The sequence below is a fragment of the Aminobacter sp. Piv2-1 genome (assembly GCF_037625995.1).
Classification (GTDB): Bacteria; Pseudomonadota; Alphaproteobacteria; order Rhizobiales; family Rhizobiaceae; genus Aminobacter.
In genome coordinates, this window is sequence record NZ_JARKMU010000006.1 from 254,435 (window position 1) to 275,792 (window position 21,358).

Below are 21,358 nucleotides of genomic sequence, written 5' to 3' on the forward strand. Positions count from 1 at the left end.
CCAAGTGACAAGCGGCGCTAGCCGGCGACGACGATGAGTTCTGGGCTGGTCGGCAGCGCGGGCGACAGGTTCCAGTCGCCGTACCACTCGACCCTGGTGAAACCCGCTTGAGCCAGCATCGCAGCCAGTTGATCCCGCTCGACGAACCGCAGGACGCCCGGCGCTACGACCTTGTCGCCGCCGCCGAAGTCGAAACGGGTTTCGTAGCGGACGAGCTGGCCATCGACGGCGGTCATGTCATAGTGGACCGCGACCCGGCCGATGCCAGCCACCTCGACGGTCGAGGCGGTATCAGCCTGCGTCCATCCTTCCCAGTCGCGGACGGCCGGGTTGCGCGTCTCGAAGACGATGCGTCCGTTGTGCTTGAGATGCCGGCGCAGGTTGCGAAGTGCAGCGGCGATTGCCTCGTCGGTCAGGAAGACCTGGAAGACGTGCCCGGTCATGAAGACGAGGTCGAAGCGTGTCGGGACGTCCAGGCTCGCCGCGTCGCTTTCGATCCAGTCGACCACGTCAGCGCCGGCACGGCCGCGGGCGACGGCCATCATGCCCGCGGCCGGGTCGGCCCCAGTGACCTTGTGGCCGCGCCGCGCGAGTTCGACCGCGAGCGCGCCAGTGCCGCAGCCCATGTCGAGAACGAACTTCGGCTCGCTTCCCGCCATGTCGAGATAGAAGGCCGTATCGGCGCCGGCAGGATTGAGCGCATCGTAGACGGCGGCAAGACGGGGATCTGAGTAGCTGATGTCCGGCATGGCCGCGATGAGTGGCCAAGGCCCAGCACGATGTCAATTGCCGGGGCGTTTCGAACACACTCTCAGCGATTTCACGAAAGCGTGCGCCTGCGGTGCTTTTATTGCGCCGCACAGGACGTATATGTTGCAGCGCAACATCAATCGACCCGGAAGGAATTCCAATGAGCACGCGCAAGACCGCCATCGTCACCGGCTCGACCTCGGGCATCGGCCTCGCCATCGCCGAGGCATTTGCGAAGCAAGGCATGAACGTGGTCATCAACTCCTTCTCCGACACGCCCGCCGACCACGCGCTTGCCGAGAAGCTCTCCAGGGAGCACAAGGCCGAAATCGTCTACATCCAGGCCGACATGTCCAAGGCCACGGAGTGCCGCGCACTGGTCGCCAAGGCGGAAAAGGAGTTCGGGTCGGTCGACATCCTGGTCAACAACGCCGGCATCCAGCATGTCGCGCCGGTCGAGGAATTCCCGATCGACAAATGGGATGCGATCATCGCCATCAACCTGACCTCGGCCTTCCACACCATCGCCGCGGCCATCCCGCTGATGAAGAAGAGCGGCGGCGGCCGTATCATCAACGTCGCATCGGCCCACGGCCTCGTCGCCTCGCCCTACAAGTCCGCCTATGTCTCGGCCAAGCACGGCATCATGGGCCTGACCAAGACCGTGGCGCTGGAAGTGGCGCGCGAGAACATCACCTGCAACGCGATCTGCCCGGGCTACGTGCTGACCCCGCTGGTCGAGGCGCAGATTCCCGACCAGATGAAGGCGCACGACATGGACCGCGACACGGTCATTCGCGAGGTCATGCTGGATCGCCAGCCGACCAAGGAATTCGTGACGGTCGAGCAGGTCGCGGCCACTGCGGTCTTCCTCGCCTCGCCGGCCGCGGCGCAGATCAACGGCACGAACATCTCGGTCGACGGCGGCTGGACCGCGCAATAGTCGATCGAGCCAGAGACTGGACGGACGCATGAACGGAAACGGCAGGGCGGAGGAAACCAAGCCGATCAACGTCGCGCTGCAGGGCGGAGGCTCGCACGGGGCCTTCTCCTGGGGCGTGCTCGACCGGCTGCTCGAGGACGGCAGGCTCGAAATCAAGGCCGTGTCGGGCACCAGCGCGGGTGCGATGAACGCGGTCGCCCTTGCCGATGGCTGGGTGCGCGGCGGGCGCGACGGCGCCCGGCAGAAGCTCGAGGATTTCTGGCGGGCGGTCGCACGCAAGGGCCGCTTCAGCCCGGTGCAGCGCTCGCCCTGGGACGTGCTGTGGGGCAACTGGTCGATCGAGAACACGCCCGGCTACATCTGGTTCGACACCATGTCGCGGGTGTTCTCGCCCTATCTCGCCAATCCGATGAACCTCAACCCGCTGCGCGACGTGGTGGCCGAGGAGATCGACTTCGGCAACGTCCGCGCCTGCACGGCGATCGACCTGTTCATCTCGGCGACCAATGTGGAGACGGGCCAGTTGCGCGTCTTCAGCGACGGCGAGATCGATCTCGACACGGTGATGGCCTCGGCCTGCCTGCCGCAGATATTCCAGGCGGTCGAGATCAAGGGCGTGCCCTACTGGGACGGTGGCTATGGCGGCAATCCGGCGATCTACCCCTTCTTCAAGGCCAACGACACCGAGGACGTGCTGCTGGTCCAGATCAATCCGGTGGTGCGCGAGCAGACGCCTAGAACCGCCAACGAGATCCAGAACCGCATCGACGAGATCACCTTCAATGCCGGCCTGCTGCGCGAATTCCGGGCGATCGCCTTCGTCAAGGAACTGATCGCCGTCGGGCGCCTGCCGCATGGCGAGTTCCGCGACATCCGCATGCATCGCATCGATGCCGACGAAGCCTTCAAGGATCTTTCCGCTTCCTCGAAGATAAACGCCGAATGGGCGTTCCTCGAATACTTGCGCGATCTCGGCCGAGACGCGGCGAGCGACTGGCTCGAAGACAACTTTGATTCGGTGGGCAAGACCGCGACGCTCGATCTTTCGGGCGAACTCGACGACGGCTACAAGCCGATGCGCGGCCCGACGATGGGGCGGCGGGTGCGCGAATTCCTGGCAACGAGACCGAAGCCGGCAGCGGCCTGACAGCACAACCAGGCCGCGAAACCGCCGTTTCGCGCCATTCCGGCGACCGTGTGCTGACAACTCCTGCCAGTTTTGTCAGCATGATCTTCCCATTACTTTTTCTGACTATTTTGCGTTGCACATTTGATGTAGAAGACGGCGCTTCCGTCACTCTGCCCCCATGACGGATTGAACGCGGTGTGGCGCGCCCCCATATCGGGTCGACGTGCCAAGCAAGATGGCGGTGAGCCGCAGCCGTCCCTAACGGATAGCGACAATGTCGAAGATTAGGTTCCATAAGCTTGCAGCCTTGGTCGTGCTCGTCGGCTTCGCAGCCTGGATGGGCACCGGCAAATTCTCCTCGGTGGGCAGCGCACAGACAGCGCCCGAACAGAAGCCGGCCCAGGCCGAGCAGCCCAAGGCTCCGCCGCGCCAGGTCGCGGTGATCGCGCCGCCGCGCATCAATCATGCCCGCGCCATCCGCCTGTCGGGGCAGACCGAAGCCGACAAGCGCGCGACGCTCGCCACCCGCGCCGCCGGCATCATTGCCGAACTTCCTGTCAAACAGGGCGACCACATCAAGCAGGGCGACCTCATCCTGATGCTGGACGCGGAAGAGAAGGCCGCGGCCGTCGACACGGCTAAGGCCGTGCTCGATCAGCGCAAGGCCGAATGGGAAGCGGCGCAGAAGCTGACCAAGACCGGCTCGGTGGCCAAGCTGCAGGCGGACAGCGCCTGGTCGAACTACCAGACCGCGCTTTCCCAGCAGCAGGCGGCCGAAGCCGAACTCGCGCGCAACCAGGTCAAGGCGCCGTTCGACGGCGTCGTCGACCGCGTCAAGGTCGAGCTCGGCAGCTCGGTGATGCAGGGCGCCGAAATCGCCACCATCCTCAGCCTCGATCCGATTCTCGCCAAGGGCGAGATCAGCGAGCGCGACCTGCGCTACATCAAGATCGGCGACGAAGCCGAGGTCCAGTTGGTCAACGGCGACGTGGTGAAGGGCAAGCTGCGCTATGTCAGCCGCGACGCCACCGCCCAGACCCGTACCTTCCCCGTCGAGATCGCGATCCCCAACCCCGACGGCACGATCCCGGCCGGCATGACCGCCGAGATCACCATTCGCGCCAAGCCGGTCGATGCCGTGATGCTGCCGCGTTCGGTGGTGACACTGGGCGAGAACGGCGATCTCGGGATCCGTGCCGTCGATGCCGCCTCGAAGGTGGTGTTCTTCCCGATCGACCTCGTGGACGATACGCAGAAGGGCCTCTTGCTCGGCGGCATCCCGGCCGACGCGCGGATCATCGTCGCTGGCCAGGACCTGGTCAGGGAAGGCGACGAGGTGCAGGCGCAGCCCGCCAACGAGGCGATGATCAAGAAGCTCGTCGTAGACGCAACCGGGACCCAGTGATCCATGGATATCGTCAAGCTTGCGATCCGCAATTCGCGGCTGACCCTATCGGTACTGATATTCCTGGTGATCGCCGGTACGCTCGCGTACCGCGCGGTCCCCAAGGAAGCCGAGCCGGACGTCGCCATTCCGATCATGTATGTGAGTCTCGTCTATCAGGGCATCTCCCCTGAGGACGCCGAACGGCTGTTGCTCCGCCCGGTCGAATCCCAGCTTAAGAGCCTGAAAGGGCTCAAGGAGATGAAGTCGAACGCCTATCAGGGCGGCGCCAACGTCATCGTCGAGTTCGACCCCTCGGTGGACCTGGGCGACGCGCTGATCGACACGCGCAACAAGGTGCAGGACGCCAAGCGCGACCTGCCGGCCGGCGTCGAGGAGCCGACCGTCAACGAGGTCAACCTGTCGGAATTCCCGGTCCTCGTGGTCACGCTTTCCGGCGACGTGCCGGAACGCGCGCTGACCGCCGCGGCCAAGCAGCTGCGTGACCAGATCGAGGAGGTGCCCGGGGTCCTGGAAGGCACGTTGCAGGGCTCGCGCGACGAACTCGTCGAAGCGATCATCGACCCGGTCAAGCTGTCCTCCTACGGGCTGCAGCTGGACCAGATGATCCAGGGCATCGGGCAGTCCAACAGCCTCGTCGCCGCCGGCGCGATCGAGGGCAGCGAGGGCAAGTACGCCGTCAAGGTGCCGGCCCTGATCGAAACGCCCGAGGACGTGGCGCGGCTGCCCGTCGTCGCGACGCCGAACGCGGTGGTGCGCGTGCAGGACCTGGCCACCGTCCGCTCGACCTTCAAGGACGCCGAGACCATCACCCGTCTCGACGGCAAGCCGGCGATCGCCATCGAAGTCAAGAAGCGTATCGGCGCCAACATCGTCGAGACCATCGAAGGCGCCAAGGCGGTCGCGGATGCGTTCGTGAAGAACGCCCCGCAAGGGCTGAAGGTCACCTACACCCAGGACAAGTCGGTCTTCGTCAACCAGCTTCTGTCCGACCTCCAGAACCACGTGCTGATCGCCGTCATCCTGGTCTTCATCGTCATCCTCTATGCGCTGTCGGGCAGGGCCTCGCTGCTGATCGGCCTCGCCATCCCGTCGTCGTTCCTGATGGGCATCCTGGCGCTGGCGCTGATGGGCTACACGATCAACATGATCGTGCTGTTCAGCCTGATCCTGGCGGTCGGCATGCTGGTGGACGACGCCATCATCGTCACCGAGTTCGCCGAACGCCGCATGTCCGAGGGAATGCCCAAGGAGGAAGCGTTCGAACTGGCGGCCAAGCGCATGGCAGGCCCGGTGATCGCCGCCACCATGACCCGCATCGCCGCCTTCTCGCCGCTGCTGTTCTGGCCCGGCATCATCGGCGACTTCATGAAGTACCTGCCGATCACCCTGATCGTCACGCTGGCGGCGTCGATGGCCTATGCGCTGATCTTCGCGCCGACGCTCGGAGCCATCTTCGCCAAGGCACCGGTCCACGCGGAGGAGCACCTCAAGGACGGCGCCTACATGACCGTCGTCAAGAAGGCCGTCCACTATCCGATCACGGCCCTGGTGCTCACCCTCGCGCTGCTGGTCGGCGGCTTCTATTCCTACGTCAAGTTCGGCAATGGCGTGGAGTTCTTCCCGACGGTCGAGCCGGATTACGGCCTGCTCTACGTGCACGCGCGCGGCAACCTCTCGCTCGACGAGATGGACGCCGCCACGCGCGAGGCCGAGAACCGGATTCTCGGCTGGCCTGGCATCAAGTCGGTCTATACCCGCTCCGGCAAGTCGCGCGGCGGCCAGGACATTCCCGAGGACGTCGTCGGCGTGATCCAGTACGAGTTCATCGACTGGCGCGAACGCAAGTCGGCGCATGTCATCCTCGACGAGCTGCGCACGGTCATGGCCGGCATCCCCGGTGTCGACGTCGAGGTGCGCGTGCCCGACGCCGGCCCGCCCAGCGGCAAGCCGATCCAGGTGCAGCTGTCGGCCGTCGACCCGACCGGGCTCAACGACTACGCCAAGAAGGTCGCGGCGGCCGTCGCCAAGGTGCCCGGAGTCATCGACCTCTCCGACGGCCTGCCGCCGCCCGGCATCGACTGGGCGCTCGAGGTCGACCGCTCTAGGGCCGCGCAATACGGGGTCAGCCCGACGGCAGTCGGAACGGTGGTCCAGCTGGTCACCACTGGCCTCAAGCTCACCGACTATCGTCCGGCCGGCGCCGACGACGCGGTCGACATCAGGCTGCGCCTGCCGGAAGACCGCCGCACGCTCTCGGCGCTCGACCAGTTGCGCATCGTCACCCCGCAAGGCTCGGTGCCGATGTCGAACTTCGTGTCGCGCAAGCCCGAGCCCACGGTCGGGGTGCTGAACCGCATCGACGGCAAGCGCACGATCACCATCCAGGGCAACGTCGCCTCCGGCTTCCAGGTCGCGGCAGTCCAGGGCGAGGTGAGCAAGATCGTCGGCGACATGGCGCAGCCCGGCATCGACTGGAAGCTGGCTGGCTCCAACGAGGACAGCGCCGAAGCCAGCGCGTTCCTGAGCAACGCCTTCGGCGCGGCGATCTTCCTGATCTTCATCGTGCTGCTGGCGCAGTTCAACAAGTTCACCAGCGTGGTGCTGGTGCTGACCTGCGTGGTGATGGCGACCGTCGGCGCGCTGCTCGGCATGCTGCTCACCGGCCAGGCCTTCGTGATCGTCATGTCGGGCATCGGCATGATCGCGCTGGCCGGCGTCGTGGTGAACAACAACATCGTGCTGATCGACACCTATGACCGCTTGCGCGACGAAGGCTGGAGCAAGCTCGATGCCGTGCTGCAGACCTGCCGCGAACGTGCCCGGCCGGTGGTGCTGACGGCACTGTCGGCGATCCTCGGCGTGGCGCCGATCGCCTTCGGCCTCGGCCTGGAGATCTTCCACCAGGAAACGACGATCAACGCACCCTCGACCCAGTGGTGGATCGCGCTGTCGTCAGCCATCGTCTTCGGCCTGTCCTTCGCCACCGTGCTGACGCTGGTGGTGACGCCGGCGATGCTGATGGTGTTCACCCGCGAGAAGCGCAAGCCGGGCCAGCGCGGCTGGATCAGCCGGCTGTTCCGCCGCGGCAAGAAGCAGGAAGAGCAGGCCGCGCCGGCGGCGGGCGAACCCGCGACGGCATTCCCGAAGGCCGCCGAGTAGGCACGCCGACAGGACCCGACAAAAAGGCCGCCCGGAACGTCCGGGCGGCCTTTTGCGTTCAACCCTCGATATAATCACAAGACGAGGCAGAACGAGATGACCCTCACCACCCTGCTCCTCATCATCCTGATCCTCATCCTGATCGGCGCGGTGCCCGCCTGGCCGCACTCCCGCAACTGGGGCTACGGACCGTCGGGCATCGTCGGCATATTGCTCGTCGTGCTGCTGGTGCTGCTGCTGTTGGGGAGGGCCTGACGGTTCGAGCCGAGGCAATCCAGGAAAAGTGCAAAGCGGTTTTCCGTCCGGAATTGCGTCAAGACAAGATGGCGCGGCGGCGCGGCGCATGACCCGGCCGGCCCGCGGTGCATTCCAGACTCGCGGCAAGCGAATCCATCCGGCGCATGCCTCGCGCCGCAGCCTCGCCGTGAGGAACCGAAGCGCTATTCGGCGGGTGCGGCCTGAGGCACGGCGCGGAAGTCGGCATGGCGCGCAAGGCCAGCCATCAGGCAGACGACCACCAGCAGCCCCGACAGGGTCACGAAGATCGGTGCGAAGCCGGTGAACTGGGCAACGAAGCCGATCGCCGAGGGGGCGACCAGGATGCCCGAATAGCCCATGGTCGTGACGACGCTCATGCCGATGCCGGGCGGCACGCCGGGCTGGTTGCCGGCGGCAGAGAAGGCGATCGGCACCATGTTGGCGACGCCGAGGCCGCAGACCGCGAAGGCGGCGATGGCAATCCACGGGTTCGGCGCGAAGCCTGCGGCCAGCATGCCGGTTGCCGCAAGCAGCGCCGAGACCCGCAGCGTGTTCACCGCGCCGAAGCGGTTGCGCACGCCATCGCCGAGGAAACGCATCAGCGCCATGATCCCCGAAAAGGCGGCGAAGGCGAAGCCGGCCGTGGCGATGTCGGCGCCCAGTTCCTGCTTGAGGTAGAGCGCTGCCCAGTCGAGGACGGCGCCTTCCGGGACCATGGAGAACAGCGCCATGATGCCGACGAGATAGATGGTCGGCATCCGCGGCAGCCGGAAATGCTGGTGCTCGTGCGCCACCGGCTTGTCTTCGGCGATCAGGCCGCGCAACGCAACCGCCGTCATGGCGGCGGCCGCTGCCGTGACCAGGCCGGCATGGACGAGATGGCCGAAATTCTGGATCACGATGCCGCCGAGTGCGCCGCCGACGAAACCGCCCAGGCTCCAGAAACCGTGCGACGACGACATGATCGCCCGCGACAGCTTCTTCTCGACCGCAACCGCATTGGCGTTCATGGCGACGTCCATGGCGCCGATCGACCCGCCGAAGACGAACATCGTTGCCGCGGCCAGCCAGACGTTCGGCGCCAGCGCCACGAGCAGCAGCGCGAACGCCACGACCCAGGCGAAGCCGATGACCACCGGTCGCGAGCCCCGCTTCGACATCAGGTAGCCCGAGAACGGCATCGCCGTCAGCGCGCCGAGCCCGAACACGAGGATCAGCAGGCCGAGCACGAACTCGGAGATGCCGAGACGTGACAAGAGCAGCGGGATCTGCGGCGCCCAGCTTCCGGTGACGAAACCGTTGATGAAGAAGGCCGCGGCGACGGCCCAACGGGCCCAGGAGGGTTTGGCATCGGCATTCAAGGCGTTCATGGAGCGCGCTCCTAGCACATGCGCATGGCGACCGAAATCGACTTCAGCCGGCAGCCCGCGCCTGGGTTCGAAGGGGTAGCGGGGATCGAGCGATCCCTGGCGAGTTGCGTCGCCATTGGCGACCATCATTAAATCGATTTAATTTCCGGTCAAGGCAAGCGTCGCCGCAACCATTGGGCCAGACCGGTAACAAAAGTTAACGATTGCCCGAATTCCGTCGAATAGCGCATGTAGGCGATGTCTGAGGAACTGCGGCGGGGACAGGCAACACCATCCGCTTGCGCGTTCAGCACCTTGCATGCCGTTACGGGTTGGGGGGTCGATGCCGGCTGGTGGCCGGGTCGCACCATTGTGGAGTCCTGTGCCATGAATACCCCCGCATTCCGGCTTGCCGGAATTTCAGACCAGCTCGGCGATCACGTCCGCCGCGCCCGCCGGCTTGCGCCGCAGTTCGGCATGTCGCCCCTTCTTGCCAAGATCGTCGCAGGCGGCAGCGTGGCGGCGCTTGCAATCGTCGTTGCCGGCGCGGTGATCGGCAGCGGTCCGACGCCGGACCCGACCCAGACGGCTGCCGTGCCCCACCCCAAATTGCCGCAGGCAACCGGCACAAAGGCGGCCGCGGCCGCTGCAAAGCCCGAACTCGCGCCGGCGCCAGCCCCAACAGCCTCCGGCAGCATGGCTGCGTCCGGCAAGCAGCCCGACATGGCGCAGCTTGCAGCAGCCCCACTGTCCGCCGTGACCGCGCGCTTCGAGAGCCTGGACGCGGCCGCAACGGCCGGACCGGACGAGCGCGGCGCAAGCGCCGCAGAGCCATTGCTCGGAACCAAGCCCAGCCAGCCGCCCGAGGCGACCGCGGTGGCGCCCGAAGGACTGCGCGGCTCGATCGACGTCGAGGTGGCCGAGACCGAGGCTGAGGTGGCCATGCTCGAGCAGACGACCGGCATGATCGACACGCCGGCGACCGTCAATCCTGCCGACGGGCCATTGCCCGACCTGCAGCCGGCCAAGGTCGTCAAATATGCCAACCTGCGCGACGGGCCTGCCGACGAGGCCAAGGTGATCGCAGTCGTGCCGGCAAATGCGGCGATCGAGGCCGAGACCGACTGCAACTGGTGCACGGTCGTCTACAAGGACCAGCGCGGCTACATGTACAAGAGCCTCATCCGCCGCAGCGCCGCCGAAGAGGCGAAGGCCGGCCAGGGGCTGTTCTGAGCCCCTGGACGCAGCCTGAAGCCGCTCTCGCCGCGCGCCTCATCGGCCCCCTTCGTCAGTCGGAATGGGACCTAACTTAAAGTCCCCCTCACCGCCTCGCCCCTTCGACAAGCTCAGGGCTCGGCACCTCTCCCCCACTTCGTGGGGGCGAGGAACCCAAGTCCTGCAAGGGCATGCTGCTATCAGCGCCGGCCCAATAGTCGGCTGAGTCCGAGGAGCATCAGCCGTAGACGACGAGCAGGTCCTTGGCGTCGATCTGGTCGCCGGCGCGCACCAGCACTTCGGCAATCGTGCCGTCGCGCTCGGCATGCAGCGCCGTCTCCATCTTCATCGCCTCGATCGAGAGCAGCACGTCGCCAGCCTTGACCGGCTGGCCGGCCAAGACGGCGAGCGTCGAGACCACGCCCGGCATCGGCGCGCCGACATGGGCGTCGTTGCCGGCCTCGGCCTTGCGACGCGCCTTCGAAGCCGACGCGCCATGCGCCCGGTCCGGCACCTTGACGCGGCGCGGCTGGCCGTTGAGCTCGAAGAACACCGTGACCATGCCCTTCTCGTCAACGTCGCCGACGGCGAGGCAGCGGATGACCAGGGTCTTGCCCTTCTCGATGTCGACGAAGACCTCGTCCTCCGGCTCCATGCCGTAGAAATAGGTCGGTGTCGGCAGCACGCTGACCGGGCCGTAAGTCTCCTGGGCACCGGCGAAGTCGGTGAACACCTTGGGATACATCAGCCACGAGGCGAACTCGCTCTCCGAGAGCTTGCGTCCCAGCTTGGCCTCGATGTCCTTGCGGCCGGCCTTGAGATCGGCCTGCTTCAGCAACGAGCCGGGACGCACGGTGATCGGCGTTTCGCCCTTCAGCGCCTTCTTCTGCAGTGCCGCGGGCCAGCCGCCGGGCGACTGGCCGAGATCGCCGCGCAGCATCGACACGACGGAGTCCGGGAAGGCGATGTCCTTGGCCGGATTCTCGACGTCGGCGACGGTGAGTTCCTGGCTCACCATCATCAGCGCCATGTCGCCCACCACCTTGGACGACGGCGTGACCTTGACGATGTCGCCGAACATCAAATTGACGTCGTGATAGGCCTGCGCCACCTCGTGCCAGCGGGTTTCGAGGCCGAGCGAACGCGCCTGCTCCTTGAGATTGGTGAACTGGCCGCCCGGCATCTCGTGGAGATAGACCTCCGAGGCCGGCCCCTTCAGGTCGCTCTCGAAAGCGGCATACTGGTTGCGCACGGCTTCCCAGTAGAACGAGATGCGGCGGATCCATTCGGGATCGAGGCCGGGATCGCGGTCCGAACCGCGCAGCGCCTCGACGATCGAGCCCAGGCAGGGCTGCGAGGTGTTGCCGGAGAAGGCGTCCATCGCCGCATCGATGGCGTCGACGCCGCTCTCGACCGCCGCCAGCACGGTGGCACCCGAGAGGCCCGAGGTATCGTGGGTGTGGAAGTGGATCGGCAGGTCGGTCGCTTCGCGCAGCGCCTTGAACAGCGCCCGCGCCGCCGCAGGCTTGAGCAGGCCGGCCATGTCCTTGACCGCGATGATATGGGCGCCGGCGGCCTCGAGCTCCTTGGCGAGCCCGACATAATATATCAGGTCGTACTTGGCGCGGTTCGGGTCGAGGATGTCGCCGGTGTAGCACATCGCCGCCTCGCAGAGCTTGCCCTCGGCACCCACGGCGTCCATCGACACGCGCATGTTCTCGACCCAGTTGAGGCAGTCGAAGACGCGGAAGAGATCGACGCCGCCGGCCGCGGCCTGGCGGACGAAGTGCTGTACGACATTGTCCGGATAGTTGGTGTAGCCGACGCCGTTGGCGCCACGCAGCAGCATCTGCAGCAGGATGTTGGGCGCGGCGCGGCGCACCTTGTCCAGCCGTTCCCACGGATCTTCGGTGAGGAAGCGCATGGCGACGTCGAAGGTGGCGCCGCCCCAGCATTCGAGCGACAGCAGCTGCGGCAATGCCCGCGCATAGGTGCCGGCGATCTTGGCGATGTCATGCGTGCGCATGCGGGTGGCCAGCAGCGACTGGTGGCCGTCACGCATCGTCGTGTCGGTGATCAGCACCTGCTTCTGTCCACGCATCCAGGCTGCGAACTTCTCGGGCCCGAGATCGTCGAGCTTCTGCCTGGTGCCGTCGGGGATCGCACCGGTGAACCACGGCACGACGGGTGCCGCGGCCTCCGGGTTGGGCACCGCGCGACCGCGTGTCTCGGGATGGCCGTTGACGGTCACGTCGGCGAGGTAGTTGAGCAGCTTGGTCGCGCGGTCCTGGCGCTTGACCTGGGCGAACAGCTCCGGTGTCGAATCGATGAACCGGGTGGTGTAGGAATTGTCGTGGAAGGCCGGGTGGGTGATGATCGCTTCGAGGAAGGTGAGGTTCGTCGCCACGCCGCGGATGCGGAACTCGCGCAGCGCCCGGTGCATGCGGGCGATCGCCTCGTCGGGCGTCGGCGCCCAGGCGGTGACCTTCTCGAGCAGCGGGTCGTAGAAGCGGGTGATGACCGCACCCGAATAGGCCGTGCCGCCATCGAGGCGGATGCCGAAGCCGGTGGCGCCGCGATAGGCGGTGATGCGGCCATAGTCCGGGATGAAGTTCTGTTCCGGATCCTCGGTGGTGATGCGGCACTGCAGCGCGTGACCGTTGAGCCTGATGTCGGCCTGTGCCGGCACGCCCGATTCCGGCGTGCCGATGGCAAAGCCGTCGAGGATGTGGATCTGCGCCTTGACGATGTCGATGCCGGTCACCTGCTCGGTGACGGTGTGCTCGACCTGGATACGCGGATTGACCTCGATGAAGTAGAACTTGCCGGTGTCTGCATCCTGCAGGAATTCCACCGTGCCGGCGCCGATGTAGCTGGTCTCCCTGGCGATCTTCAGTGCATAGCCGCAAAGCTCCTGGCGCAGCGCAGCGGAAAGATAGGGCGCCGGCGCGCGCTCGACGACCTTCTGGTTGCGGCGCTGGATCGAGCAGTCGCGCTCGAACAGGTGGACGGCGTTGCCGTGCGTGTCGCCGAGGATCTGCACCTCGACGTGGCGGGCGCGCTCGATCAGCTTCTCGAGATAGACCTCATCCTTGCCGAACGCGGCCTTGGCCTCGCGCTTGCCTTCCATCACCTCGCGGACGAGGTCGGCCTCGCTGCGGATGGCGCGCATGCCGCGGCCGCCGCCGCCCCAGGACGCCTTGAGCATGACCGGATAGCCGATCTCGGCGGCGAGCTTCTTCACCACCTCCATATCGTCGGGCAGCGGATTGGTGGCAGGCACCACCGGCACGCCGACCTCGATGGCGAGGTTGCGAGCCGCGACCTTGTTGCCGAGACGGCGCATCGTCTCCGGCTTCGGCCCGATGAAGGTGATGCCATTGGCAGCGCAGGCCTCGGCGAATTCGGGGCTTTCGGACAAAAGGCCGTAGCCGGGGTGGATGGCGTCGGCCCCGGACAGCTTGGCGACGCGCATGATCTCGTCGATCGACAGATAGCTTTCGATCGGCCCCATGTCCTTTGAAAGCCAGGGGCCGCGGCCGACCTGATAGCTCTCGTCGGCCTTGAAGCGATGCAGCGAGTATTTGTCCTCTTCAGCCCAGATCGCCACCGTTTTGAGCCCCAGCTCGTTCGCCGCGCGGAACACGCGGATGGCGATTTCGGATCGGTTGGCGACGAGGATCTTGCTGATCGGCACGTAAACTCTCCAGGCTCCGGAATTTCAGGGGCGGCGAATGATTAGCGCGATAATGCTGCGGCGCAACCAAAAACACGCATCCTTAAACCGATTTAAATTCCCCAAGGTCAGGGAGCCTGATCTTGCCCGCCGGCAAATGAAAAATGCCCGGCGCAGAGCGCCGGGCATTGTCGCATTCAGGGCAGTAGGAGCTTACTGCTGGACGTAGGTGTACTTGCCGTCCGCACCCTTCTTCCACTCGTACATGACGTAACCGGGCAGCTTCGGATCGCCCTTTTCGTCATAGGAGATGTCGCCGAGAGCGGTCTTGAACGGACCCTTCTCCTTCATCGCCTTCGCCACTTCCTGCGGATCGACCGAGTTTGCGGCCTTCGCCGCGCCGGCGATCACCTGCATCGCAGCGTAGGAATAGAGCGTGTAGGCTTCCGGCTCGAAGCCCTGCGAGCGGAACTTCTCGACCAGATCCTTGTTCTCGGGGATCAGGCGCGGGTCCGGACCGAAGGTGTTGAGCGTGCCTTCGACGGCGTCGCCGGCGATCGAGGCGAGTTCGTTGGAGACGATGCCGTCGCCCGAAACCAGCTTGGCCTTGAGGCCCTGGTCGGCCGACTGGCGGATGATCAGGCCGGCTTCGGTGTGGAGGCCGCCCCAGTAGATGATCGAGACGCCGGCTTCCTTCATCTTGGCGATCAGCGCCGAGAAGTCCTTGTCGCCGATGTTGACGCCTTCATACATGACCTCGGTGACGCCGGCGGCGTTCATCGCCTTCTTGGTTTCGTCGGCGAGGCCCTGGCCGTAAGGCGTCTTGTCATGGATGACCGCGATCTTGGCGTCCTTGAACTTCTCGGCCAGATAGGCACCGGCGATACCGCCCTGCTGGTCGTCACGGCCGCAGGTGCGGAAGGTGTTCCACAGGCCGCGTTCGGTGAACTTCGGGTTGGTCGCAGCCGGGGTGATCTCGAGGATGCCGTTCTCGGCGTAGACTTCCGAGGCCGGGATCGAAACGCCAGAGTTGAAGTGGCCGACCACGAACTTCACGCCATCGGCGACGAACTTGTTGGCCACCGAGATGCCCTGCTTCGGGTCGGAGACGTCGTCGCCGACGACGACCTTGACCTGCTCGCCATTGATGCCACCGGCCGCATTGATGTCCGCCGCGGCCTGCTCAGCGCCCTTCTGGAGCTGCGCTCCGAAAGCGGCGTTGGGGCCGGTGATCGGACCGGCGACGCCGATGATGATTTCGGCCCATGCGCTGCCGCTGAACGCCACGAGCGCGGTCAGCGCAACTGCCGACAAAAGTGATTTTTTCATTGAAACACTCCCATTGTTGAGTGGGCGTGGAAGTTCTTTCATGCGATGCCCACCCATATCGCAGAAAGGTGAGTTTGCCGATTTTCCGGCAGTTGTCACGCCGATTCATGGCGAATCGGCGCGTTGTGACCCCTCAGGACTTTGACCTCCAAGAAAGAGGCGAGGCCTTTTCATAAAGCCAATGGTATTGCTTCACCATCTGGTTGGTGCGCGTGTATTTATAGCCAAGCGTTGCGAAAAAGAGCAACACGATGGTGTCGACGACATAATATTGCAGCGAAAACATCGTGCCGCCGAACAGCGCATGGTGAATGAATCGGATGCCGATGCCCAACCCGAGGATGTAAAGCACCAGCTTGCCAAAGGTCCGCCAGGTCTGCGCGCAGGCGCGGCCGGTCATCCAGGCCGCCCATCCGCCCAGCAGGCAGGTGACGAAGAAGAACTGCCAGATCGAGGCTTCCTCGTAGAGAATGCCCTGCATGATGCTCACTCCTAGTGGCGGCCGCCTTCGAGATAGGCGGCGCGAACTTCGGGATCGGCGAGAAGGTCCTTGCCGGTGCCGCTCATGGTGACGACGCCGTTGACCATGACATAGCCACGCGTGGCGAGCTTGAGCGCGCCGAAGGCGTTCTGCTCGACAAGGAACACGGTGAGCCCCTGCGTGCGGTTGAGCTCGCGGATGGCGTCGAAAATCTGCTTGACGATCAGCGGCGCGAGACCCAGCGAAGGCTCGTCCAGCAAAAGCAGCTTCGGTCGCGCCATCAGCGCGCGGCCGATCGACAGCATCTGCTGCTCGCCGCCCGACAGCGTACCGCCGCGCTGGCCGATGCGCTCCTTGAGTCGCGGGAACAGGGCGAACACCTTATCGACGTCCTCGTTGTAATATTTGAGGTTGTCGAGGCTCGCGCCCATCTGCAGGTTTTCCATCACCGTCATGCGCGGGAAGATGCGCCGGCCTTCCGGCGACTGCGCGATGCGCAGCCTGGCGATCTCGTGCGTCGGCATTTCGGTGATGTCGGTGCCGGCGAAATTGATGGTGCCGCGACGCGCCCTGGGGCTACCGAAGATGGTCATCATCAAGGTCGACTTGCCGGCGCCGTTGGCACCGATGAGCGCGACGATCTCGCCCTCGTTGACCGAAACGTTGACGCCGTTCAGCGCGCGGATATTGCCGTAGTAGGTCTCGACGCCCCTGATGTCGAGCAAGGTCTTCGCCGTCACTTGCCACCTCCGCGCTTGGCTTTCGCCGGCTTGGCCGCTTCACGCGCCAGCGCCTTGGCCTGCCCCACCCAGTCTTCCCGGTCGATGCGGCCGTCGAAGGCCAGATAGGCCTCGGCCGCCGCGATGTCGGCCTTCTTCCACGACGCGATCTGGTCGAAATGGAAGATGCCGTGATCGTTGAGCTTCTTCTCGTTCACCGGCCCGATGCCCTTGATGTCGATCAGCCGGTCGGCCACGCCGCCGCGCGGCGCGGGCAGCGTGTTGGCGATCGTCTTGGAGGCGGCAGGCTTGGCGGGAGCCGGCTTGGCTGGTGCCTTCGCAGGCTTTGGTGCGGCTGCAGCCTTGGCTGGCTTGGCTGCCGGCTTCGCGGGAGCTTTTGCTTCCGCCTTCACCGCCGCCGCAGGGGCAGGCTTGGCGCTTGCCTTCAGCGCCGGGGCCGATTTAACGGCCGGCTTGGCGGCAGGCGCGGCCTTGGCAGCGGGCTTTGCAGGTGCCGTCACAGCTTTTGCAGACGAAGCCGCTTTCGCCGGGGCTTTTGGTACGGGAGCAGTCTTCGGCGCTTCAGCCTTTGCAGCTTGCTTCTTCGGAGCCTGAGCCGGTGCGGCCTTGACAGCCGGCTTGACCGGCTCCTTGGCGGCAGCCGGCTTGGCCGCCACGGGTTTTGCCGCCGCAGCTTTTGCCGTCTTGGCGGCAGCTGTCTTCGGCGCAGCTTTCGCAGGCTTCGCGGTCGGCGCCGACATCAGCCCCGCGACCGGGGCCTTTTCGGCTTTGGGCGCTGCCTTCGCAGCGGCAGGCTTTGCCGATTTCGTGGCCATTGCCTCGACCTGCGCCGCTTTCGAGGCAGCCTTGGAAACCGACACGATCTCGCCATGGCCGTCGGTATGAACGACGGTCTCGCTGACGGGGCCGGCCATCATCGAAGCGGATGTGCTGGGACCATGGGCCGGATCCGGCAGGCCCTCGAGTTCCTCGATGACCTGCTCGTCGCCGACCTCGACCAGCACCTCGCCGACCTCCTCGTCGTCGACGCCGAGATAGGCGGCGATGACCTTGGGGTCGGTCCTGACGGAAAGCGGATCGCCGTCGGAGATCTTGCGGCCATACTCCAGCACCACGACGTGGTCGGAGATTTGCATGACCACCGACATGTCGTGCTCGATGAGCAGGATCGACGTGCCCGTATTGTCCCTGATGTCGTTGAGCAGGGTGTTGAGCGCCAGCGACTCCTTGGGGTTGAGGCCCGCCGCCGGTTCGTCGAGGCAGAGCAATTCGGGGCCCGTGCACATGGCTCGCGCGATCTCGAGCCGGCGCTGCGCGCCGTAGGGAAGGTCGCCGGCCGGGTCGTCGGCACGATCGATCAGTTCGGCTTTCTCCAGCCAGTGCTTGGCAAGGTCGATCGACTCGGCCGAGGCCTTGCGGTAGCCGCCGAGGCCGAGCAGCCCCATCACCGTGTAGCCGGAGGCCTTCATCAGCTTGTTGTGCTGCGCCACCAGCAGATTCTCGAGCAGGGTCATGCCCGAAAACAGGCGGATGTTCTGGAACGTGCGCGCCACCTTGGCCTTGGCCGTGATCTGGAAGTCCGGCATGCGCTCGAGCAGGAATTCCCCGCCCTCGCGCCCGTTGAACCGGATCATGCCCTCGGTCGGCTTGTAGAAGCCGGTGATGCAGTTGAAGACAGTGGTCTTGCCTGCGCCGTTCGGCCCGATCAGCGCGGTGATCTCGCCGCGCTTGGCTTCGAAGGACAGGTCGCCGATGGCAACCAGGCCGCCGAACTTCATCGACAGATGTTCGACCTCGAGGATCGGCTTGTTCATGGAAACGCTCGCGTTCATCAGCCGTGACCTTCCTTGGTGAAGGCGCTGGAAACGGCCTTTCGCTCATGCAGGAAGGCGGTGGGTTCTCGACTGCCGACGAAACCTCGCGGCTTCCACAGCATCACGATCACCATGGCCATACCGAACAGCAGCATGCGGTAGAGTTCGGGGGTGAAGTCGGCTCCGAAACCGGGAATGATCGTGGTTCCATTCCAGGTCAGGCCGGTTTTCAGGAACTCCATCTCGCGCAGGATTTCGGTGCCGCCGATCATCACCGCCGCGGCGACCGCGATGCCCACCAGCGAGCCCATGCCGCCGAGCACGACGATGGCCAGGATGATGGCCGACTCGATGAAGACGAAGGACTCAGGCGACACGAAGCCCTGGCGGGCGGCGAAGAACGAGCCGGCGAAGCCGCCGAACATGGCGCCCGTGGCAAAGGCCGTCAGCTTGGTCGTCGTGGTGTTGATGCCGAGAGAACGGCAGGCGATCTCGTCCTCGCGCAGCGCTTCCCAGGCGCGCCCCACCGGCATGCGGCGCAGGCGGATGGTGACGAAGGCCGTCAGCAGCGCAAGTCCAAGGATCAGGTAGTAGAGGAAGATCTTGTAGTAGGCGCCGGACTGGGCGATGCCGAGCACTTTGGCAATGTAGTTCGGGTCGGAGACGTTGAACGACACCAGGCCGAAGAAGCTCACCTTCGGGATGCCGGAGACGCCGGCGGCGCCGTTGGTCACCTCGCGCCAGTTGATCAGCACCAGGCGGATGATCTCGCCGAAGGCCAGCGTCACGATGGCCAGGTAGTCGCCGCGCAGGCGCAGCACCGGGAAGCCGAGCATGACGCCCCAGAAGGCGGACATGATGCCGGCCACCGGCAGCAAGATCCAGAACGACCATCCGAGCTGGGTGGCGAGCAGCGCATAGGCATAGGCGCCCACCGCATAGAAGGCCACGTAACCCAGATCGAGCAGGCCGGCGAGACCGACGACGATGTTCAGCCCCCAGGCCAACATCACGTAGATCAGGATCTGGATGCCGAAATTGTCGACCCACTTGAGCGAGCCCTGGAAACCTCCGGCAAGCGAGCCGTTGATCAACGTAAGTAAGAGGACGACGACGATCGGGTAGACCAGCAGCACGCCGATACCGATCTTGGAGAAGTTCTTGCGGACGAAGCCCGCCTCCTCGGCCACCGGCGCCGCCTTGGCGCGCTCGGCCTTGCGACGGTCGATGGCTGGCCGGACAAAGGCCGTCATGACGAAGCGGCCGAGCATCACCAGCCCGACGATGATGGCGAGCGTGCCCCAGCGCTGGACCAGGATCAGCTCGTTGCGGATGTTCTGGTCGGTCTTGAGGCCGATGAAGAGGACGAACAGGCCGAAGGATATGGCGCCGGCAAGGAGCGCCTCGCGAAGGCCGCGCTGGATGGGGGTGGCGGTATCTTCGCGTGTGGCTTGGGCGATGTTGGCCATGTTTCTCAGACCTTCTCGACTTCAGGCCGGCCGAGGATGCCGGAGGGGAGGAAGATGAGCACGATGGCAAGGATCGAGAACGCCGCGACGTCCTTGTAGTCGATGGAGAAATAGGCCGACCACATGCTTTCGATGAAGCCGATCATCAGACCGCCAAGCATGGCGCCCGGCAACGACCCGATGCCGCCCAGAACGGCTGCGGTGAAGGCTTTGACGCCCGGCACGAAGCCGTCGGAAAAGGCGACGACGCCGTAATACATCAGGAACAGCGTGCCGGCGACGGCGGCAAGGGCAGCACCCATGATGAAGGTGATGGAAATGGTGCGGTCGACATCGATGCCGAGGAGTGCCGCCATCTTGCGGTCCTGCTCGCAGGCGCGCTGGGCGCGGCCGAGCGAGGTCTTGTTGACCAGGTACCAGAACAGCGCCAGCAGCGAGACGGTGACGATGACGATGATGATCTGCTTCAGCGAGATCGAGATGCCGCCGACATTGTAGACTTGGCTGACCATCGGGGGGATCGGCTTGTTGCGCGGCCCCTGCGTCACCTGCACGAAGTTCGATAGCGCGATCGACATGCCGATGGCGGTGATCAGCGGCGCCAGCCGGAAGGATCCGCGCAGCGGCCGGTAGGCCACCTTCTCGATGGTCCAGTTGTAGAGGCTGGTCATCAGCATCGCCACGACCATCATGATGAGCAGGGCCACGACCACGGGCACCGAATAGAACATCGCGGTCAGGATCAGGAACACGATCAGGGCGACGAAGGCCCCGAGCATGAAGATGTCGCCGTGGGCGAAATTGATCATGCCGATGATGCCGTAGACCATCGTGTAGCCGATGGCGATGAGGCCATAGATGGACCCCAGCGTCAGCCCATTGACCATCTGCTGGACGAAATATTGCATATGAATGCAGCTCCCCTGGAACGTCGCGCCATGCCCGCGTTCCTTTTCGTATTTCCCCTAGTCCTAAAGTTTCGAGCCTGGATTGCAACGTGATTTTTAGGCACCGTTGCGTCTTGTCGGACGGCCTTTGCGGCCACCCATGTTTTTATGCTGTCCAGGCCCTGGACCATCGCGAACCTATCATTGGCTCAACGCAATGTCCTTGCCGATTCCGGCAACTTTGCGCGCCACTGTCGAAGAATGTAGCGCCGAACTGCCCAACCGCAACAACTCCTTGCGTCGCTTTGCCGATATCCCTCGCAAGATTGTCTAGACATAACGGCCGCTTCCAGTGCCCAGAATACGACTATTTTACTATGACCCTAGGGCAGGCGGATCGCGCCTTGTCGTTGAGGATCGCGCTCGGTCCGTCACGCCTGCAAGGCTCCGAGCGACGGCATGATCGCTGGCCTGCCGGCCACCTCGACCTCGCTTCGAGCCGCCTCCCAACGGCGAGCCAACGACAAACGAGGTCATTTCCAGCGCGGAGCGCTTCCACCGGCTTGATGCCCCGGACACGACAGGTCGACGCAGAGCGGACAGGCTGCCCGCCGATGATCTTTGCCGTCGTCTCATCCGCCCGATCTTCCCGGCATGCGCTGGCATCGGGCCTGTGCCGCCTCGATCAGCAGCGCTCCTCAACTGGCTACCGGCTTGATATATCCGTGATATATCATTCGAAAGCCAATAT

The 21,358-nt window shown here is 65.0% G+C and carries 15 protein-coding genes; 6 read left to right on the forward strand and 9 right to left on the reverse strand.

Going from position 1 to position 21,358, the window contains the following annotated elements:
* Positions 1-17: 17 nt before the first annotated feature.
* Complete coding sequence (locus AmiPiv_RS13565) at positions 18-749, reverse strand: class I SAM-dependent methyltransferase (protein WP_340037992.1); 732 nt, start codon at positions 747-749, stop codon at positions 18-20.
* A 161-nt stretch (positions 750-910) separates the two neighbouring features.
* Here AmiPiv_RS13565 and AmiPiv_RS13570 point away from each other — a divergent pair, with 161 nt between their 5' ends.
* From AmiPiv_RS13570 to AmiPiv_RS13590, 5 genes are all read left to right on the forward strand, one after another.
* Positions 911-1,693 (forward strand): 3-hydroxybutyrate dehydrogenase, encoded by a 783-nt coding sequence (locus tag AmiPiv_RS13570; RefSeq protein WP_340037993.1) that lies wholly within the window; start codon positions 911-913, stop codon positions 1,691-1,693.
* 28 nt (positions 1,694-1,721) lie between these two features.
* The gene (locus tag AmiPiv_RS13575; protein WP_340037994.1) at positions 1,722-2,840 is read left to right on the forward strand and encodes a patatin-like phospholipase family protein; all 1,119 of its coding nucleotides are present in this window, start codon (positions 1,722-1,724) and stop codon (positions 2,838-2,840) included.
* A gap of 256 nt (positions 2,841-3,096) precedes the next feature.
* A complete protein-coding gene (locus AmiPiv_RS13580; RefSeq protein WP_340037995.1) occupies positions 3,097-4,227 on the forward strand; it encodes an efflux RND transporter periplasmic adaptor subunit in 1,131 nt (376 codons plus the stop codon).
* Positions 4,228-4,230: 3 nt separating this feature from the next.
* Positions 4,231-7,389 (forward strand): efflux RND transporter permease subunit, encoded by a 3,159-nt coding sequence (locus AmiPiv_RS13585; protein WP_340037996.1) that lies wholly within the window; start codon positions 4,231-4,233, stop codon positions 7,387-7,389.
* 96 nt (positions 7,390-7,485) lie between these two features.
* Complete coding sequence (locus tag AmiPiv_RS13590; protein ID WP_340037997.1) at positions 7,486-7,644, forward strand: DUF3309 family protein; 159 nt, start codon at positions 7,486-7,488, stop codon at positions 7,642-7,644.
* 185 nt (positions 7,645-7,829) lie between these two features.
* Here the strand turns inward: AmiPiv_RS13590 and AmiPiv_RS13595 are convergent, their stop codons facing one another.
* Complete coding sequence (locus tag AmiPiv_RS13595; RefSeq protein ID WP_340037998.1) at positions 7,830-9,017, reverse strand: MFS transporter; 1,188 nt, start codon at positions 9,015-9,017, stop codon at positions 7,830-7,832.
* Between the two features lie 366 nt (positions 9,018-9,383).
* Here AmiPiv_RS13595 and AmiPiv_RS13600 point away from each other — a divergent pair, with 366 nt between their 5' ends.
* Entirely contained in the window at positions 9,384-10,229 is an 846-nt protein-coding gene (locus AmiPiv_RS13600) for an SH3 domain-containing protein (protein ID WP_340037999.1), read from the forward strand.
* Positions 10,230-10,449: 220 nt separating this feature from the next.
* Here AmiPiv_RS13600 and pyc read toward each other — a convergent pair whose 3' ends face one another.
* The 7 genes from pyc to AmiPiv_RS13635 form a co-directional block, all read right to left on the reverse strand.
* Entirely contained in the window at positions 10,450-13,908 is a 3,459-nt protein-coding gene (pyc, locus tag AmiPiv_RS13605; RefSeq protein ID WP_340038000.1) for a pyruvate carboxylase, read from the reverse strand.
* A 192-nt stretch (positions 13,909-14,100) separates the two neighbouring features.
* A complete protein-coding gene (locus AmiPiv_RS13610) occupies positions 14,101-15,216 on the reverse strand; it encodes a branched-chain amino acid ABC transporter substrate-binding protein (protein WP_340038001.1) in 1,116 nt (371 codons plus the stop codon).
* A gap of 133 nt (positions 15,217-15,349) precedes the next feature.
* A complete protein-coding gene (locus tag AmiPiv_RS13615; RefSeq protein WP_340038002.1) occupies positions 15,350-15,697 on the reverse strand; it encodes a DUF6867 family protein in 348 nt (115 codons plus the stop codon).
* Between the two features lie 11 nt (positions 15,698-15,708).
* Positions 15,709-16,437, reverse strand: coding sequence for an ABC transporter ATP-binding protein (locus AmiPiv_RS13620; protein ID WP_340038003.1), 729 nt, complete (start codon positions 16,435-16,437; stop codon positions 15,709-15,711).
* Positions 16,434-18,269: an ATP-binding cassette domain-containing protein gene (locus tag AmiPiv_RS13625; protein ID WP_340038004.1), complete on the reverse strand. Its 1,836-nt coding sequence runs from the start codon at positions 18,267-18,269 to the stop codon at positions 16,434-16,436. The genes AmiPiv_RS13620 and AmiPiv_RS13625 overlap by 4 nt, the downstream gene beginning before the upstream one ends.
* Entirely contained in the window at positions 18,269-19,720 is a 1,452-nt protein-coding gene (livM, locus tag AmiPiv_RS13630) for a high-affinity branched-chain amino acid ABC transporter permease LivM (protein WP_340038005.1), read from the reverse strand. The genes AmiPiv_RS13625 and livM overlap by 1 nt, the downstream gene beginning before the upstream one ends.
* Before the next feature lie 5 nt (positions 19,721-19,725).
* Complete coding sequence (locus tag AmiPiv_RS13635) at positions 19,726-20,628, reverse strand: branched-chain amino acid ABC transporter permease (protein ID WP_340038006.1); 903 nt, start codon at positions 20,626-20,628, stop codon at positions 19,726-19,728.
* Between the last annotated feature and the right edge of the window lie 730 nt (positions 20,629-21,358).

Excerpts from the sequence above, each read along its gene's own strand:
- AmiPiv_RS13565 (WP_340037992.1), bottom strand. The coding sequence starts at position 749 with ATGCCGGACATCAGCTACTCAGATCCCCGTCTTGCCGCCGTCTACGAT.
- AmiPiv_RS13570 (WP_340037993.1), top strand. The coding sequence starts at position 911 with ATGAGCACGCGCAAGACCGCCATCGTCACCGGCTCGACCTCGGGCATC.
- AmiPiv_RS13575 (WP_340037994.1), top strand. The coding sequence starts at position 1,722 with ATGAACGGAAACGGCAGGGCGGAGGAAACCAAGCCGATCAACGTCGCG.
- AmiPiv_RS13580 (WP_340037995.1), top strand. The coding sequence starts at position 3,097 with ATGTCGAAGATTAGGTTCCATAAGCTTGCAGCCTTGGTCGTGCTCGTC.
- AmiPiv_RS13585 (WP_340037996.1), top strand. The coding sequence starts at position 4,231 with ATGGATATCGTCAAGCTTGCGATCCGCAATTCGCGGCTGACCCTATCG.
- AmiPiv_RS13590 (WP_340037997.1), top strand. The coding sequence starts at position 7,486 with ATGACCCTCACCACCCTGCTCCTCATCATCCTGATCCTCATCCTGATC.
- AmiPiv_RS13595 (WP_340037998.1), bottom strand. The coding sequence starts at position 9,017 with ATGAACGCCTTGAATGCCGATGCCAAACCCTCCTGGGCCCGTTGGGCC.
- AmiPiv_RS13600 (WP_340037999.1), top strand. The coding sequence starts at position 9,384 with ATGAATACCCCCGCATTCCGGCTTGCCGGAATTTCAGACCAGCTCGGC.
- AmiPiv_RS13610 (WP_340038001.1), bottom strand. The coding sequence starts at position 15,216 with ATGAAAAAATCACTTTTGTCGGCAGTTGCGCTGACCGCGCTCGTGGCG.
- AmiPiv_RS13615 (WP_340038002.1), bottom strand. The coding sequence starts at position 15,697 with ATGCAGGGCATTCTCTACGAGGAAGCCTCGATCTGGCAGTTCTTCTTC.
- AmiPiv_RS13625 (WP_340038004.1), bottom strand. The coding sequence starts at position 18,269 with ATGAACGCGAGCGTTTCCATGAACAAGCCGATCCTCGAGGTCGAACAT.
- livM (WP_340038005.1), bottom strand. The coding sequence starts at position 19,720 with ATGGCCAACATCGCCCAAGCCACACGCGAAGATACCGCCACCCCCATC.
- AmiPiv_RS13635 (WP_340038006.1), bottom strand. The coding sequence starts at position 20,628 with ATGCAATATTTCGTCCAGCAGATGGTCAATGGGCTGACGCTGGGGTCC.